Consider the following 15853-nt stretch of genomic DNA (forward strand, 5'->3'; position numbering starts at 1 on the left):
TCGCGCAGAGCTTCCCTAACGCTAGAAAAGATAACAGTGCAAAATTGTAGTTGGGAATAAAATTCCCTTAGAACTGGCGATCCTTTCTGGATCGCCAGTTTGAATTTGTGCGCTTAGTGATGGTGCAAAATATCAGCTTCTCGACTCGGTTCTGGTTTTTTAGTTAGTTTAGACTTTCCACCGGGTTTTTTTCCACCACCTTTTAAGCGATCGCGTGCCGTCACAATTACGATATACAGAACTGGCACAATGAATAAACTTAAGACAGTGGAGACAATGGTACCGCCTGCGATCGCAGTTCCTAGAGAACGTCGGCTGGCGGCTCCTGCTCCTTCGGGATTTACCAGAGGAGCAATACCCAAGACAAAGGCGAAAGTAGTCATCAGAATTGGTCGCAAACGCTCTTGGGAAGCTTCAACCACCGCCTTGGTTGCTGACATCCCGCTTTCTCGGAGTTGGTTGGCAAATTCTACAATTAAAATTGCATTTTTACTCGCCAAACCAATCAACATTACTAGACCAATTTGGCAATAAACATCATTAGACAACCCGCGCATCGATTGAGCTAACAATGCCCCTAAAATTGCCAGCGGAACTGAAAGCAGAATAATGAAGGGGTCAACATAATTTTCATACTGAGCAGCCAGCACCAAGAACACAAAAATAAGTCCCAAACCAAAAATTATTGGTGCTTGACCGCCAGACTCAATTTCTTCTAGTGAAGTCCCCGACCATTCATAACCTAAGCCAGCTGGTAAAACCTCTTTGGATACCTGCTCCATTGTCTTAATTGCTTGTCCTGAGCTATAGCCAGGAGCAGCAGAACCAGTGATTTCAATGGAGCGATATAGATTGTAGTGATTAATAGTTTGCGCTCCAGTCGTTGGAGTAACTTTTACCAAATTGCTCAAAGGAATCATCTGATTTTGTTGGGAGCGGACGTACAGATTACCAATATTTTCCGGGTTAGAGCGAAACTGTTTGTCTGCTTGCACGTACACCCGATAATTTCTTTGCTGTAAATTGAAATCATTTACATATTGCGAACCCAAGAATGTTTGCAGTGTATTAAAAATATCGTCTACCGAAACTTGCAACGCCTTAGCTTTGTTGCGGTCAACTTCGATTAGTAGCTGTGGCGTATTTGCAGCAAAAGTGCTAAATACTTGTTGCAATCCAGGTGTCTGGTTAGCACGACCTAATAGTTGACCCATTGACTGAACCAAAGACTCTAGGGGACTATTACCGCGTTGGTCTTGCAACTGATATTGGAAGCCGCCAAAACTGCCCAAACCTTGAATTGATGGAGGATTAACGGGGAAGACTCTTGCTTCGGTGATACCTGATAGCGTACCAAATAAACTGCCAATAATCGCTTGCACTGATTGCTCTTTTTTATGGCGTTCTTCCCAAGGTTTGAGAGTAGTAAATATAATCCCATTGTTAGAAGTATTACCACTAAAACTAAAGCCACCTACTACGAAAGTTCCGACTACTTCAGGGTTTTTAAGAATTTCTTTTTCTACCTTGTCCATAACTTCGCCTGTATATTGCAGGGAAACGCCTTCTGGCCCTTGGACAAGCGTGATGAAATAACCCTGATCTTCTTCGGGAAGAAACGCTGTAGGTACGCTCAGATAAAGCCAAGCAGTTATTCCCAAAGAAACGATAAACAACCCGACTACGAAGCCTCGAAAGCGTGTCAGGAAGTTAAGCGATCGCTTGTATCCTCGCCGCGTCCAGTCGATCGCTCCATTAATTCGGTCAAAAATCCAGCCAAGCCATCCTCCAGGCTTTTGTCCCTGACGCAATAACAAAGCTGAAAGAGATGGAGTCAGTGTAATAGCAATAAAGGTAGAAATACCAACTGAAAAAGCAATTGTTAAGGCAAATTGCTTGTACAGCGCTCCCGTTGTTCCGGGAAAAAATGCAACTGGAACAAACACCGCCATTAGCACCAGTGAAGTTGCAATTAAGGCGCTAAAAAGTTCCCGCATCGCTTCACTTGCAGCTGCACGAGGAGTCATCCCCTTTTGCTGGATCAAGCGATCGATATCCTCAACTACAACGATCGCATCATCAACCACCAAGCCAGTAGCTAATGTAATACCAAACAGAGACAAGCTATTAATCGAAAACCCGAATACCTTGATAAAAGCAAAAGTTCCTATCAAGGAAATGGGAATTGTCACCGCGGGAATCAGAGTTGTTCGCCAATCTTGCAAAAAAACAAAGATAACCAAGACGACCAAAACAATCGCTTCAAATAGTGTTTTAACTACTTCTTTGAGCGATTGTTCAACATACAAAGTTGTGTCAAACGCCACCCGATATTGCAAACCAGGCGGAAAGCGAGTAGCCAGTTTTGCCATTTCTGCTTTCACGGCTCTAGCAACATCCAAAGCATTACTACCGGGAAGCTGAAAAATACCCAAACCTACAGCATCATTGCCTCGAAATCGCAGAAAAGAGCTGTAATTTTCCGCTCCTAATTCTGCTCTCCCCACATCCTTAAGTTTGACAAGCGTGCCGTCAGTATCCGTTTTTAAGACAATTTCCTCAAATTCAGAAGCTTCTGTCAGCCGGCTGACTGCACGCAGGTCAATTTGATACATTTGCCCTTCTGGAGCAGGTTCCTGACCGATTCGCCCAGCACCGACTTGTAAGTTCTGTTCTTGGAGTGCGTTGACTACATCTTGAGCCGTTAAACTACGACTAGCAAGCCGATTCGGGTCTAGCCATAAACGCATAGAATATCGGCGTTCGCCGAAAATTTGCACGTCACCAACGCCCTTTAATCTTTTCAGAGAATCTGTTAAATAGAGGTCTGCGTAATTGCTTAAAAATATGTTGTCGTACTCTTTATTTCCGGCGTACAAACCAATTGCTAAGAGGATGTTGCTGGACTGTTTTGTTACCGTGACCCCAGTTTGTTGTACGGCTTGTGGTAGCTGCGGTTGGGCGACGGAAACTCTATTTTGAATATCGACTGCGGCGATATCTTTGTTCCGGGATGAGTCAAAGGTAGCTGTAATTGTACTGGTGCCATCGTTACTGCTGCTCGAACTCAGATATTTTAATCCCTCGACTCCATTAATTTGCCTTTCTAAAATGTTGGTCACAGCGTTTTCTACGACTTCAGCACTAGCTCCGCTGTAGTTAGCCGTAACGTTGATTTGAGTCGGGCTAATTTCTGGAAACTGGGCGATAGGTAGAGTGGGAATACTAATTCCTCCCACTAGCAAAATAACTATGGCGCAGACTGTAGCAAAGACTGGTCGCTTAATGAAGAAATCGGCAAACATATTGTTGGTAATTGGTAATTGGTAATTAGTGGGTATTAAGTATTAGATATTAGAGATTTGTGGAGAAGATTCTCCATTATCCTACCCATTACCTATTACCCATTACTGATTACTTAGACTCAGGAAGAATGGGAGCGCCATCCGACAAATTCTGAAGGCCTGAGATGATAACTTTTTCTCCCGGTTCTAATCCTTCTAGCACTTGATAGTTATTTTTCTGGATCTGACCCAATTTCACGGGCTTTTGCTTAGCCACAAGTTTGGGTTGTCCTGATTGTTCTGGTTGTCCTGGTTGAGGTTGTTGTGTTTGCGCCACAAAAACAAAAGTTGCTCCACCCAAGCGAGAAATAGCGCTAGTTGGGATTAAAACTCCCGGCCGTTCTTGCCAAATCAGATTAGCTTTGATAAATTGTCCATCCCGCAGTTGTCCTTGTGAATTGTCAAAGCTAGCTTTTGCTTGGATGCTTTGAGAATTGCTCGTTACTCTAGGCGAAATGAAGCTAATTTGACCTGTACCTAGCACCTTTCCTTGAGAATCCTTCCCTTCAACTCTCTGCCCCAAGCGTAAATCTGGCCCTCGTTCTAGCGGGATAGATAACCGCAGGTCTAGCGCTTGGTTTTGAGTAACCGTGGCAATCGTATCGCCACTCTTAACGTAGTCCCCTAACTTGACTGGGATAAGTCCGACAACGCCAGCGATGGGGGCGATAATTGTGGCATCTTTCAGTTCTTCATTGGAAAGATTGGCGTTGGCTTCAGCTTGCCGTACCCCTGCTTGCGCTTCGGAAAGGCTGGCTTGAGCTGCCTGAATGCCTTGGTTGCTAGCATTTAAGGCGGCTTGGGCGGCGCGGATATCGCGGGTAACTTGGTCTAGTTGCGCTCTGGGCAACGCGCCTTGCTGTACGAGGGTGGAAGTGCGGCGGAGGTTTTCCTGTTGTAGTTCCACTTCAGCGACACGAGAAGCCCGTTCTGCTTCTAAGGCTTTAATTTGCGAGGCGGCATTGGCACGGGTGGCGCGGGCGGCGTTAACAGCCTGGAGGACGCCAGCTAATTCTGCTTGTCTCTTTTCGCGGCTGAGTTGGACTAAGGGCTTCCCAGCCGGAACGCGATCGCCTTCAGCAACAAAAATCTGACTGACTCGTCCGTCAATTTCAGGCTTTAATACCACTGAACGTTGCGCTTCTAAAGCACCGACAAACTCGGAACTTTCCTGAATTGTCGCTGTCTCTATCGTTGATAGCTTGACAGGAACTCCTTGAGGTTGACCCGCCGCCGCCGCAGTCGCATTCGGTGCATCATTAGCACGGCTATGCCACCACCGCCAACCAAAACCTGCACCGACAATTAAAAGGATAATTCCCAGCGCCACAGACCAACGCTGTCTTTTCCTTGGTTGATACGCAGACTCATCGTTTTCTAGAGCCTGACGATCGTCTGCGATCGCAGACGGTTCTGCGTCAATTGGAACTGGAGACGGGGAATCAGGATCGGGCATTGTCGTTTCCTCTCCTTTTACTTAAGTTTGATAGCAAACCGCTCTACGCTTACAAAGCGGTACTTAAACGACTTTTAACAACGTCGCGATTGGCTTATATAGTTTTCTTAATCGGCTTGCGCTCATCGCCACCCCACCTCAGCCGGATGATTGCGAAAGAGAGACAGCAAGATAATATCTACATATATTAAAATCAAATGCAACAATTAATTGTATCAGTTTGATATAAATGCTGGAATTAGCTACTTTAGGTCTACTACAACGCGAACCGCTACATGGCTACCGCTTAAAACAGCAACTAGAGCTGTTCATGAGTGGTTGTATCAGCGTCAACTATGGAGCTATTTATCCACTCTTGAAGCGCCTGGAAGAACGGGGTGCAATATCAGTGCTGGTAGAGGAGGAAGGAGACGCAGGTTCGCTCCGCAAGATTTACAGCATTACGGATCGAGGGCGCGAGCGATGGATGCACAAAATGATGGAATATCCCCATGAAAGCTGGGTGAATGCTCGCTCTCGCTTCACGATCAAGTTTTTCTTTTTTGGTCACTTAGAACCTGCCAAACGGATTAAGTTGCTGGAGCATCGCTTGATGGTTTGTCGGCTGCGCCTGGAAAGCCAAGAAAGAGAATCGCTGCCAGCAGAACCTTACCAGGCAGAAGTTTGGCACAGATGTAAAGCAGTGATTCAAAGCGAAATCGAATGGTTGAACGAACGACTGGCGTCTGAACGAAGCGAACCCCCTCTGGGAAGTTCGGGGCAAAGCCAGGTAGAGGCGGGAATCATCGCCACTTGAGAGACATCGAATACTGCAATCAAATAATGGCAAAGCCATGTCAAGGGAAATACAGGGGCTATCTGCTTTAGGGCTAAGGAAATCAATTATTTCTGGCAGAATGCACCAATATCAGGCTTAGGGTTCTGCATTTTCAGGTTCTTGCCCCAATTCACAAAAATTCGTTTGCCAAGCACATTCGCAACCCAGTATCCTTCTTAAGGTGCTTGAGCTAAAGAAAAGAAGTTTTTCTAACAGCGCAGACCAAATTCAAAAACTTATGCCAAATTCTAGTCATCCGTTTCACTGGGTAGGAACTGGTTTCATGGCTGTGGGTGCGAGTGCAGCGATCGCCATGAGCTGTGCAAAAGTCAGTGTTGCACAAGAAAAGCCTCCGCTTACTCAGCCAAATCCTACTTCCGCTGAAAGTAAGGGAACCCCGTCGGTTGCCCCTACCCCAGCGCTTCCCGCAATCTCTTCCCAGACGCTAAAGGAAGCCGTTAGCCGAGATGGAGCTAGCCCTCCAAATGCAACGGGAGGCAAGACAGACGTTTCCCAGTCGGCTCCAGCACAATCGCCACAAGCACCCACCACGCTGGAAAGCCTACCCCCTGAATATCTCAACCCCAGCGCTAATCCCCTACAATTTCCGACCAGATCTGAGGAAGTGCAAATTCAAAACTTCCAACGAATTACCCTACAACAAGCTCTGGAGCTGGCACGGCGCAACAATCGGGATTTACAAGTGGCAATTCTTACCCTAGAGCGATCGCGGGCATCCGTGCGAGAATTTCGGGCGGCTGAGTTTCCAACAATCGGCGTAGAATCAAATTTTACTAGGTCAGATTCCCCGAATGCTGAGCTACAAAATCGGCGACAACAGTCATCGCCATTAAACCCATTCTTGGGGAATGACGACGATAATACTGTTTCGACATCCTTTGACACCGGCCTGCAAGTGAGTTACGAACTCTACACCTCCGGGCGGCGCGGGGCACGTATCCGGGCGGCAGAAGAACAGCTGCGATTCGATCAGTTAGAAGTAGAACGCCAGTCCGAGCAACTACGCCTGGATGTCAGCAATGCTTACTACGATCTGCAAGAAGCCGATTCCCAAACTGAGATTTCCCAAGCAGCAGTGACAGATGCCGCCAGGAGTCTCCGGGATGCTCAATTGCTAGAACAAGCTGGACTTGGAACGCGATTTGACGTACTGCGGGCGCAGGTGCAGCTGGCAAATGCCGTGCAGGATCTCACTCGCAGCCGGAGTCAGCAGAGCATTGCCCGCAGGCAATTAACGAGGCTGTTGAGTCTAGGGGAAACCGTTGAGGTGGCGGCAGCAGATGAAATTGAGGTCGCTGGTGAATGGAATCTAACACTAGAACAGAGTATTATCCTCGCCGTGAAGAATCGCGCCGAGCTAGAACAGCTCTTGGCTCGACGGAACATCAGCCAAGAGCAAAGGCGCATTGCCCTGGCGGCAACCAGACCGCAAGTCAACCTCGTTGCCAACTACAGCGTTTTAGGGGTATTAAATGACGATATCGGGCCAGCCGATGGTTTAACCCTGGGGGCGCAATTCCGATGGGATTTTTACGATGGGGGAGCCGCCAGAGCGAGAGCCAGTCAGGAAGAAACGAACATAGCGATCGCTGAAACTCAATTTGCCGACCAGCGCAACCAAATTCGCTTGGAGGTGGAACAAGCTTATTTCAACTTAAGGTCGAATGCCGAGAATATTCAAACTGCCTTTTTTGCCGTTACCCAGGCAGAAGAAAGCTTGCGTCTGGCAGAGTTACGATTTAGATCTGGCGTTGGTACCCAGACAGATGTCATTAGCGCTCAAACCGAGCTAACTCGTGCTAGAGTAAACCGTCTTACAGCGGTTCTGGATTACAATCGCTCTCTGGCAGCTCTCGAACGGGCGATCAGCAATCTCCCAGATAGTCAACTTTTCGATCAGCCCCAATAGGGTGATCAAAGTAAATCGATCCTACGGTGTCTCAAAACACCACTGGCATTTCAGTAGAGATGGGCTTTGCTAAATTTGTATAATTTCTTAAGATTTGTTAATAGAAGCGAGGTGAGTTAAAAGGCGGATGGCTAATATTACATTTGTCAATGAAAATCAAGAAGCGATCGCAGCGGATGGGGCTAACTTAAGAGAAAAAGCCCTCCAGAACGGCATTGATATCTATACCTTTAGGGGAAAGATGATGAACTGCGGGGGCTACGGTCAATGCGGTACCTGCATTGTGGAAATTGTGGAAGGTATGGAAAATCTTTCGCCTCGCACTGAGGTGGAAAATCGCAAACTGAAGAAAAAGCCAGAAACCTATCGCTTAGCTTGTCAAACTCTTGTAAATGGCCCAACAAGTGTGAAAACAAAGCCGCGATAAAAAATTGAAGGTTTATTAACGCAAAGATCGCAAGGATTTCGCAAAGTTACGCAAAGGCAATGATAAATTCTCTGCCGGACTCTGCGATTCCTTTGCATCCTCTGCGTTTAAGTTTTCTCGCTCTACTGCCTAGAACTATCCTCCTAGCGGCACTAGCTTGAGAAATTCTTGGTTGATCTTTTGATAAATTGGAATCTTCCCGGTTAGATGTGAGCATACCCAGTCGTACCTAAAAAGTCGTACCTAAAAATAAGGGAACATCTTGAGATCGCATCGCATCGTTTCAGAACTTTACCCAACCGATGCACAGCAGCACCAGAAGCGCCGATGATTGGTCGTGAAATTCGGCAATTGTGGGTCGGAAAACCAAGGAAATATCCCATTCTATTTGTGGTCGAACAAGATGTCGTAGCCGTTCTTCATGTTCGGCACAGTCGCCAAGCTTATTTGGGTGACGAGTCTGAGTAAGGTTGTTGCGTAAAATATGCGATCGCTTTTCTCTTTCCTTTAAGAATAAAGCGCGATCGCGAAGGGCCGACCTGTCGGTTCGCTTTTTATATTGGTGAGAGCGCGATCGCCTCAATGTCTGCTCCAGGAGAGCGATCGCGCTTGCATGGGAAAATGCGATCGCTATTTTGGCTTCTTGGGATCGCACTCTCCTCAAGACAGACACCGGATGATATGCTTAAGGGTGGTGCTTTAAAGTTAATTAGAGGCTGGGTTCAATGCAAGTTAACGATCTTGGTTTTGTCGCCAGCATCCTGTTTGTGCTGGTTCCCACAGTTTTCTTGTTGATTCTGTACATCCAAACTGCTAGCCGCGAAAGCAACAAGAATCCTTAATCATCTGTATCGAACAAAATCCCCCCGCTGTAGTACGGACAAGGCTCTTGCCATGTCCTTCTGGCGAGGGGAATTTTTTTATGGTTAGGCTTGGCTTAGGTTTGGCGTTTCTTAGGTAGTCGCTGTGCGTCCTAAGAGAACGGGACAATTTGCATAGACTCGCACGTAGTCGGATAGCGAGGTTCCCAGCAAGCGATCCAAATCTGGTAAACCTTTGGCAATCGAAGGACGGCGATCGGGAGAACCCAGCATTAACAAATCAACATTTGATTCCTCTGCCAAACGACAGATTTCTGGGCCTGCCTTCCCATTTCCGGTGACACACTTATAAGAGATGCCTTGTTTTTTAGCGGCAGCGATCGCAGGAGCAAGTACAGGATCTTTTTCAGCGTTAGCGGCTTCTTCAAAACCTGTCCGAGCTTTGTTGACGTGAACCAGAACCAACTGCCCACCCTTTTTATCTCGCAACAGAAACAAAGCCAGATTTAAGCATTGTTGTGCCGATTCTGAGCCGTCCATTGCAACCATGATGCGGTTGATTTTCTTGACGTAAATATCGTCTTTCACCAACAACATTGGGCGGGAAGACAATTGGAAAACATATTGGCTGACCGAATTTTCTAAAATGGATTCCAGGCGCTTCAACCCCCGCGAACCCATAATGATCAAATCAGCATTTATTTCTTCTGCTACCTGGCAAACCGTATCCTTCGGATCGCCCTGCCTCAGCATGGTGTTAACGTGATTTGGGTCTAGGTTCAGAGTCTGGATGGCTGTAGCGAGAATCCTGCCTCCCTCTTCCCACTTTGAAGTCATGGACTCAGTGGTAATTTGAGAAGGAACGACGTGCAAGATAGTGACCGCTGCCCGTTGGATCGAAGGCAGTTCTATCAAAGCCTTGAGCATCTCTTCAGAATGTCCAGTTCCAGAGTCTGCTAACAAAATTTTTTCAATCATCGAAATGCCTCTTTATCAGAAAAAATCGCTCTGTTTTTATTGCTTTCTGACCCAATGAATCGGGAAGTAGATGTTGATGAAAGTGTGATAACTGCTAACAACAGTAACCGATTTATCTGGGAAGTGAGTTTTTCATCATTCAGCATACTTCTGATAGTGACGTTAATTTTTAACGATTTATGACACTGCTTTAATAAGCGCAAAAAATATTCATTAATTTTTGTAACCTAATTAATCGGAACACGTCAAAGGAGCATCTACACTCGCTGTATCTTAGAAAATTTGCTAGTCATCAAACTTCTGACGCTCTTGCCCTTTGACGCCCCACCACAAGATAGACATCAACCATTTGCTGTTTGCCCTTCAGTGGCAATGGTCCCCAAGATTCAACCAGAAACTGGTTATCAAGATGAACCAGGGTTTCCTTGCCGATCAGGACGCGGCAGTTGCTTGGTTGGCGGTGTTTCTCGCAACTTTCCAAGCGAGCGGCAGTATTAACGCTGTCCCCAATGACGCCATATTCTAGGCGGTCTTTGCCTCCTAAACTGCCAACGACGACGGGACCCGTAAAAATTCCAATTCGCATCTGGATGACTGGCAAGCCACGAGTTTTCCAGTTTTGGTTCAATTCCTCCAGAATTTCGCCGATTGCTAGAGCGCATTCTATCGAGCGCTGGGCATCAAGAGCGACTTCCTCCTTGTGGATGCGATCCATCGGCACGCCAAACACAGCCATGAAGCCATCCCCGGTAAACTTGTTGATAATGCCTTCATGGCCGATGATTTCGTGGGTGACGACATCCAGCATTTCATTTAACCATTCCAGCAAAGCTTCCGGAGGCATTTGTTCGGCAATGGTACTGAAATCTTTGATATCTGCAAACATCATGGTTGCGATTAGCTTAATTCCTGGTAATTTCCCAGATTTGATCAAGCGATCGCGTCCTTTCCAGAGAGCTTTGGCAACTTCCGGTGAAGTATTCTGTCCCAAAAGCTTCATGATAATTTGTTGCTGCTGCTGTGCATCATAAGAGCGGTAGGTGATAACTACCCCGCTGGTGAGGATAAATCCCAGTACGGGAGCCGACAGAGGCACCCATCCTTGCAGAGTAAACAGATAGAAGCAGGTGCCCAACAAAACCCCCAACCCAACGCCGCAGCCCAAAATTAAGACAACGGGATGCCGCAACCACCAAGCCGCGATCGCTCCCAGCAGCGTCCATCCGACAATCCATAACACCTCTATCCGTTCATCCCAGAACCAAAATAGGGGACGCTCCCCCGTGGCAGCGTCAAGGAATTGGCTGACCATCTGGGCATGAACCAAGACGCCGGGCATCTTGGCGGTTTCCTTCTCGGCTGGGCTGTAGGGGGTTGAGAAAGTATCTTTGGCGCTGGGTGCCGTTGTGCCAATCAGCACAATCTTGTTTTTCACCCAGTTCGGGTCAATCTGTCCCTTTAATACTTGGGTGAGCGTAACTTGCCGCGCCACGTTTGAGGATCGGTAACTTAGCAGAACTTGGTATCCCCGCGGATCGATGTTGTGATACCCGCCAGAGTTTTGTTGGAGCGGGACAAATACCGCTTTTGCCAGTTGAATATAATCGGGATTTTGTTGGCTGGACTCTGGTGTGATGCCTACACTTTCTAAGTAAGCGATCGCTAGCCGTAGGGAAAACGAGAAATAAGTGCTTGTATCATCCGAGACAAACAATAGATTGCGACGGACAACGCCATCCGGATCGAGCAGCAAATCGTTAAAACCAACTCGATCCTCTGGAAAGCCCGGCGGCGGCGACACCAGTTCCAGCTCCGTATCGCCAAATTTCTTAATGGCAAAGATATTTTTTTCCCGGAGTTGCACCTTAAGTTCGGCATTTCCTGGTTGTTGCGGGATTTCCCGATACACATCTAAGCCAATTACTTGAGGCTGCAATGATTGCAACTTTGCCAATAGCTGCGCCATTGTCCGGTCGGATAAAGGCCATTGTTTCTGAGTGCGAATGTCGCCTTCTGTAATGCCCACAACTAAGAGCCGAGGGTCGGGACCTGGATCGGAATGTAACCGCACCAGTTGGTCTAAAGCGACGAGTTCTAGAGGTTGTAGACCGCCCAAATGACGCACTCCTAAAACGAACCCGCTCACAACAAGACTAGCGATCGCTACCACTCGCACACCCGTGAATTCCGACAACGCAATCTTGAGGCGATCGCTTAGATCTAATAGCGTGGATGTTTGGGACTTAAAAAAGCCTTTCATCATCGCCCTAGCCTTAGCGCAGCTAACATGGGGAGAAACAGAGGCAAAGACAGAGCCATAGCATTTTCTACTGTAGCTTTTGGGCTAATTTCGGGAATTGAAAACTGGTAAATTTACCGACTGCTGATTTGGCATTACCACATTATGGCATTTAGATAATGATGGGCTACACCCCTCATTCTTAGTAAACAGTCAGGAATCATGGAAAAAGAAAAAATCGCTAATTTCTAGAAATAGGTTCGATCGAGAGGGGAAAGCAACTGACAAATATCGCCAACCCTATATAAGTCAATGTTTATAGACGACTTCTTTCCCACAACAAGATTACCGAATGCAGTTATTTCCACATTCTCCCCAGAAGCCTCTGAAGTTCCTATCCTGCCTAATCTGTACTCTCTTGAGAGGAAGGAATTAAGGGCTACCAACCACTGCATCATCCCGGCTTTGGACAGACAACACATCCAAAGTGGGAGGTTATCATAGGGTGAATGTTGATATTTCTTAAAAAAAGTTATCAATGCAGTTTTCCCCCTCTGGTATGTCCGAAATCAAGAACTCCGCGATCAAAAAGGTGTTCTTTGGTCATGAGCCGACTCCTGAGTTATGCGCCATTCTAACGGTCTATTTGGTGCAGGGAATCTTGGGTTTAGCGCGTCTAGCAGTCAGCTTTTTTCTCAAAGATGAACTGTCGCTAAGTCCGGCTCAAGTTTCGGCTTTGATGGGCATTGCTGCCATTCCTTGGGTGGTAAAGCCGTTATTTGGTTTTCTGTCAGATGGTCTACCGGTGTTTGGCTACCGGCGGCGACCCTATCTGATTTTATCTGGACTATTGGGAGCGATTTCCTGGTTTAGTCTGGCAACGATTGTGCATACAGCTTGGGCGGCGACAGTGGCGATCGCGCTTTCGTCCCTCTCGGTAGCGGTTAGCGATGTAATTGTAGACTCGCTGGTGGTAGAACGAGCCAGGGCAGAGTCTCAGAGTGATGCCGGTTCCCTGCAATCCCTCTCCTGGGGTGCCTCATCGCTGGGAGGCTTGGTAACTGCGTATTTTAGCGGTTTCCTTTTGCAACACTTCGGGAGCCATACTATTTTTGCCATTACCGCTGGTTTCCCCTTAATTGTGTCAGCGGTTGCTTGGTTAATTGCAGAAGAGCCAATTAGCGATCGCCCGGATGTCTCCACCGTTGCCAACCAGATCAAACAACTGGGAAAAGCGGTTAGCCAAAAATCAATCTGGCTACCAACCGCCTTTCTGTTCCTTTTGCAAGCCACACCGACCGCAGATAGTGCCTTTTTCTACTTCACTACCAACGAACTAGGGTTTGAGCCAGAATTTTTGGGACGGGTACGTCTCGTCACCAGTCTCGCCTCCCTGCTCGGAATTGCAATTTTTCAACGATTTCTCAAAGCCGTCCCCTTTCGCACCATTTTCACCTGGACAACGATCATCGCAGCGGCACTTGGAATGACCACGCTGCTGCTGGTGACTCATACCAACCGCTCTTTAGGCATCGACGATCGCTGGTTCAGCCTGGGAGACAGTCTGATTCTGACCGTTATGGGACAGATTGCCTATATGCCCTTGTTGGTACTCGCGGCGCGGCTATGTCCGCCTGGAGTAGAAGCAACCTTGTTTGCGCTGCTGATGTCGGTGACAAATATGGCAGGGTTATTGTCCCACGAACTGGGAGCCGTCCTCACCTATTGGCTGGGCATCACCGAAAGGAATTTTGACCATCTCTGGCAGTTGGTCGTGATTACGAATCTATCAACCCTTTTGCCGCTGCCACTGATTGGTTGGCTACCCGCAGGCAAACCGGAAACCGAGCCATCTGGCGAGATGCCAAGCTTGCAACCGTCATCAGCCATACATATTCAGTCAGCCCCCATTCAGCATCGGGAACGGTCTTTTGTTCCTGACTTTCTTCCAGAACTCATCCCCACAGTAGAAGAACCCGCCGACTAAAAGAGGAAGGATCGAGAGTAGGCAGTGCTGATTCCGCTTCCCGTTTCAGACTGGAAACGAGAATCAGAAAGCTGCTGCACTCACTAGGCGGATGCAATTAAATTGAAGATTTTCGTCGGTTGGGACGCCAGGAAACCCAACACCTGCATAGGGTAGCGATCGCTATCCCATCCGACAAATCATTCATCCGTGCGACTTAACGTGCAGCGGCGCTAACACGTCTGTCCTAGTTCACGATCGCGTCACGAGTTTTTCTAAGCCGAATCGTTTAATATGCAAATACCCACACCAGAACGCTTTCCGGTGCCCACAGAGGTGCCCGATCAACTTCCCTACCACATTAAAAAGTGGCAAAAGGGCTATGAATCTTTGCCGCAAGAATTCGATTATTGGATTGATGACATTGAAGGGGAGATTCCCGCAGAACTAGAAGGAACGCTGTTTCGGAATGGCCCCGGGTTGCTAGATGTCAAGGGTCAACGCATCCATCACCCATTTGATGGAGATGGCATGATTGCCAAGATCGCCTTTTCAGAAGGTCGCGCCCACTTTCGCAATCGCTTTGTCCGCACACAGGGCTATGTGGAAGAACAGAAAGCCGGTAAAATTCTCTATCGCGGCGTCTTTGGCACCCAGAAGCCCGGTGGTTGGCTAGCCAATGCTTTTGATGTGAAACTCAAAAATATTGCCAACACCAACGTCATTTACTGGGGGGGCAAACTCCTGGCGCTTTGGGAAGCTGCCGAACCTCATCTTTTAGACCCCAACACCTTGGAAACCCTGGGGAAAGAATATTTGGACGGGGTTTTGCAAAATGGTGACGCCTTTGCCGCCCATCCTCGCATTGATCCTAGATGCGATCGCCAGGCTGGTGCCCCTTGCCTGGTGAACTTTGCCATTAAACCGGGTCTTTCCAGCACCATCATCATCTATGAATTAGACGCGGCTGGCAAAGTTGTGCAGCAGAACTCTCACAGCGTTCCTGGCTTCGCCTTCATTCACGATTTTGCGATTACGCCCAATTACTGCATCTTCTTCCAAAATCCGGTTTCCTTCAACCCGGTGCCTTTCCTGCTGGGATTTCGGGGTGCTGGTGAGTGTGTCAAGTTCCAGCCGGAGCAACTCACTCGGATTGTGGTGATTCCCCGCAACCCCCAACCAGGGGAAAAAATGCAAATTTTTGAAACTCAGTCGGGTTTTGTCTTCCACCATGCCAATGCCTTTGAGCAAGGGGACGAAATTTGTATTGACTCAATTTGCTATGAGTCTTTCCCAGAGGTTGAGCCGGAATCAGACTATCGGGAGGTAGACTTTCAGGCACTATCCCCCGGACAAATGTGGCGGTTCCAGTTTAATTTAAAGGATAAAGATAAAACGGTACGGCGGAGGCTTTTAGAAAGCCGTTGCTGCGAGTTTCCCTTCGTTCATCCCGAACGAGTCGGACGCCCTTATCAGTATCTATATCTGGGTGCAGCTCATGCTGCCCAAGGCAATGCGCCTCTCCAAGCTATCCTCAAGGTGGATTTAGAATCAGATTGTCGCCAACTCTGGAGTGCAGCACCCCAAGGCTATGTTAGCGAACCGATCTTTGTCCCTCGTCCGGGTGCTACCCGTGAAGATGAGGGTTGGGTGCTGACGTTAGTTTACGACTCTACTCACCACCGCTCTGATGTCGTTATTTTAGATGCCGCCCACGTCGATCGAGGCCCGGTGGCGCGATTGCACTTGAAGCATCATATCCCTTATGGGTTGCATGGCAACTTTACGTCCCACTGCTTTGCGCCCAGCCACTAGATATCTAGTCAGCCAATTTTGGATTTTAAAGCGGTTATGGAGGAGCGATCGCTCCTCTAA

General features: G+C 47.8%; 11 protein-coding genes. 6 read left to right on the plus strand and 5 right to left on the minus strand.

All coding sequences use genetic code 11. The annotated features are described in order from the left end of the window. Nucleotides 1–113 precede the first annotated feature (113 nt). Both NC997_RS17830 and NC997_RS17835 read right to left on the minus strand, forming a co-directional pair. The gene (locus NC997_RS17830) at nucleotides 114–3305 is read right to left on the minus strand and encodes an efflux RND transporter permease subunit (RefSeq protein ID WP_190528172.1); all 3192 of its coding nucleotides are present in this window, start codon (nucleotides 3303–3305) and stop codon (nucleotides 114–116) included. Between the two features lie 109 nt (nucleotides 3306–3414). Beyond that, on the minus strand, nucleotides 3415–4800 hold the full coding sequence (locus NC997_RS17835) for an efflux RND transporter periplasmic adaptor subunit (RefSeq protein WP_190429053.1): 1386 nt from the start codon (nucleotides 4798–4800) through the stop codon (nucleotides 3415–3417). 229 nt (nucleotides 4801–5029) lie between these two features. On the opposite strand from NC997_RS17835, the gene NC997_RS17840 reads away from it, so the two are divergent. The 3 genes from NC997_RS17840 to NC997_RS17850 all read left to right on the plus strand — a co-directional run bounded on the left by NC997_RS17840 (nucleotide 5030) and on the right by NC997_RS17850 (nucleotide 7974). Next, nucleotides 5030–5596 (plus strand): PadR family transcriptional regulator, encoded by a 567-nt coding sequence (locus tag NC997_RS17840; RefSeq protein WP_190528174.1) that lies wholly within the window; start codon nucleotides 5030–5032, stop codon nucleotides 5594–5596. Nucleotides 5597–5855: 259 nt separating this feature from the next. Next, nucleotides 5856–7547 carry a TolC family protein gene (locus NC997_RS17845; protein WP_242031402.1) on the plus strand — a complete coding sequence of 564 codons (1692 nt, stop codon included), beginning with the start codon at nucleotides 5856–5858 and terminating at the stop codon, nucleotides 7545–7547. A gap of 127 nt (nucleotides 7548–7674) precedes the next feature. Beyond that, nucleotides 7675–7974 carry a 2Fe-2S iron-sulfur cluster-binding protein gene (locus tag NC997_RS17850; RefSeq protein ID WP_190414681.1) on the plus strand — a complete coding sequence of 100 codons (300 nt, stop codon included), beginning with the start codon at nucleotides 7675–7677 and terminating at the stop codon, nucleotides 7972–7974. 283 nt (nucleotides 7975–8257) lie between these two features. Here NC997_RS17850 and NC997_RS17855 read toward each other — a convergent pair whose 3' ends face one another. Beyond that, nucleotides 8258–8629 (minus strand): hypothetical protein, encoded by a 372-nt coding sequence (locus tag NC997_RS17855; protein ID WP_347276126.1) that lies wholly within the window; start codon nucleotides 8627–8629, stop codon nucleotides 8258–8260. Nucleotides 8630–8699: 70 nt separating this feature from the next. Here NC997_RS17855 and psbM point away from each other — a divergent pair, with 70 nt between their 5' ends. Further along, a complete protein-coding gene (gene psbM, locus NC997_RS17860) occupies nucleotides 8700–8816 on the plus strand; it encodes a photosystem II reaction center protein PsbM (protein WP_190414683.1) in 117 nt (38 codons plus the stop codon). Between the two features lie 111 nt (nucleotides 8817–8927). On the opposite strand, the gene NC997_RS17865 is transcribed toward psbM, so the two are convergent. Together NC997_RS17865 and NC997_RS17870 are read right to left on the minus strand one after the other, a co-directional pair. Further along, complete coding sequence (locus NC997_RS17865) at nucleotides 8928–9773, minus strand: universal stress protein (RefSeq protein ID WP_190414684.1); 846 nt, start codon at nucleotides 9771–9773, stop codon at nucleotides 8928–8930. 292 nt (nucleotides 9774–10065) lie between these two features. Further along, nucleotides 10066–12036, minus strand: a complete 1971-nt coding sequence (locus NC997_RS17870; RefSeq protein WP_242031403.1) for an adenylate/guanylate cyclase domain-containing protein — start codon at nucleotides 12034–12036, stop codon at nucleotides 10066–10068. A gap of 514 nt (nucleotides 12037–12550) precedes the next feature. On the opposite strand from NC997_RS17870, the gene NC997_RS17875 reads away from it, so the two are divergent. Then, nucleotides 12551–13999, plus strand: a complete 1449-nt coding sequence (locus tag NC997_RS17875; RefSeq protein ID WP_190414685.1) for a folate/biopterin family MFS transporter — start codon at nucleotides 12551–12553, stop codon at nucleotides 13997–13999. Between the two features lie 273 nt (nucleotides 14000–14272). After that, nucleotides 14273–15793, plus strand: coding sequence for a carotenoid oxygenase family protein (locus tag NC997_RS17880; protein WP_190528178.1), 1521 nt, complete (start codon nucleotides 14273–14275; stop codon nucleotides 15791–15793). Nucleotides 15794–15853 lie beyond the last annotated feature (60 nt).

Origin of the sequence: Trichocoleus sp. DQ-A2, assembly GCF_039961915.1 — a bacterium.
GTDB lineage: Bacteria > Cyanobacteriota > Cyanobacteriia > Cyanobacteriales > FACHB-T130 > FACHB-T130.

Coding starts and splice junctions, on each gene's coding strand:
- NC997_RS17830 (WP_190528172.1), bottom strand. CDS start 3,305: ATGTTTGCCGATTTCTTCATTAAGCGACCAGTCTTTGCTACAGTCTGC.
- NC997_RS17835 (WP_190429053.1), bottom strand. CDS start 4,800: ATGCCCGATCCTGATTCCCCGTCTCCAGTTCCAATTGACGCAGAACCG.
- NC997_RS17840 (WP_190528174.1), top strand. CDS start 5,030: ATGCTGGAATTAGCTACTTTAGGTCTACTACAACGCGAACCGCTACAT.
- NC997_RS17845 (WP_242031402.1), top strand. CDS start 5,856: ATGCCAAATTCTAGTCATCCGTTTCACTGGGTAGGAACTGGTTTCATG.
- NC997_RS17850 (WP_190414681.1), top strand. CDS start 7,675: ATGGCTAATATTACATTTGTCAATGAAAATCAAGAAGCGATCGCAGCG.
- psbM (WP_190414683.1), top strand. CDS start 8,700: ATGCAAGTTAACGATCTTGGTTTTGTCGCCAGCATCCTGTTTGTGCTG.
- NC997_RS17865 (WP_190414684.1), bottom strand. CDS start 9,773: ATGATTGAAAAAATTTTGTTAGCAGACTCTGGAACTGGACATTCTGAA.
- NC997_RS17870 (WP_242031403.1), bottom strand. CDS start 12,036: ATGATGAAAGGCTTTTTTAAGTCCCAAACATCCACGCTATTAGATCTA.
- NC997_RS17875 (WP_190414685.1), top strand. CDS start 12,551: ATGCAGTTTTCCCCCTCTGGTATGTCCGAAATCAAGAACTCCGCGATC.
- NC997_RS17880 (WP_190528178.1), top strand. CDS start 14,273: ATGCAAATACCCACACCAGAACGCTTTCCGGTGCCCACAGAGGTGCCC.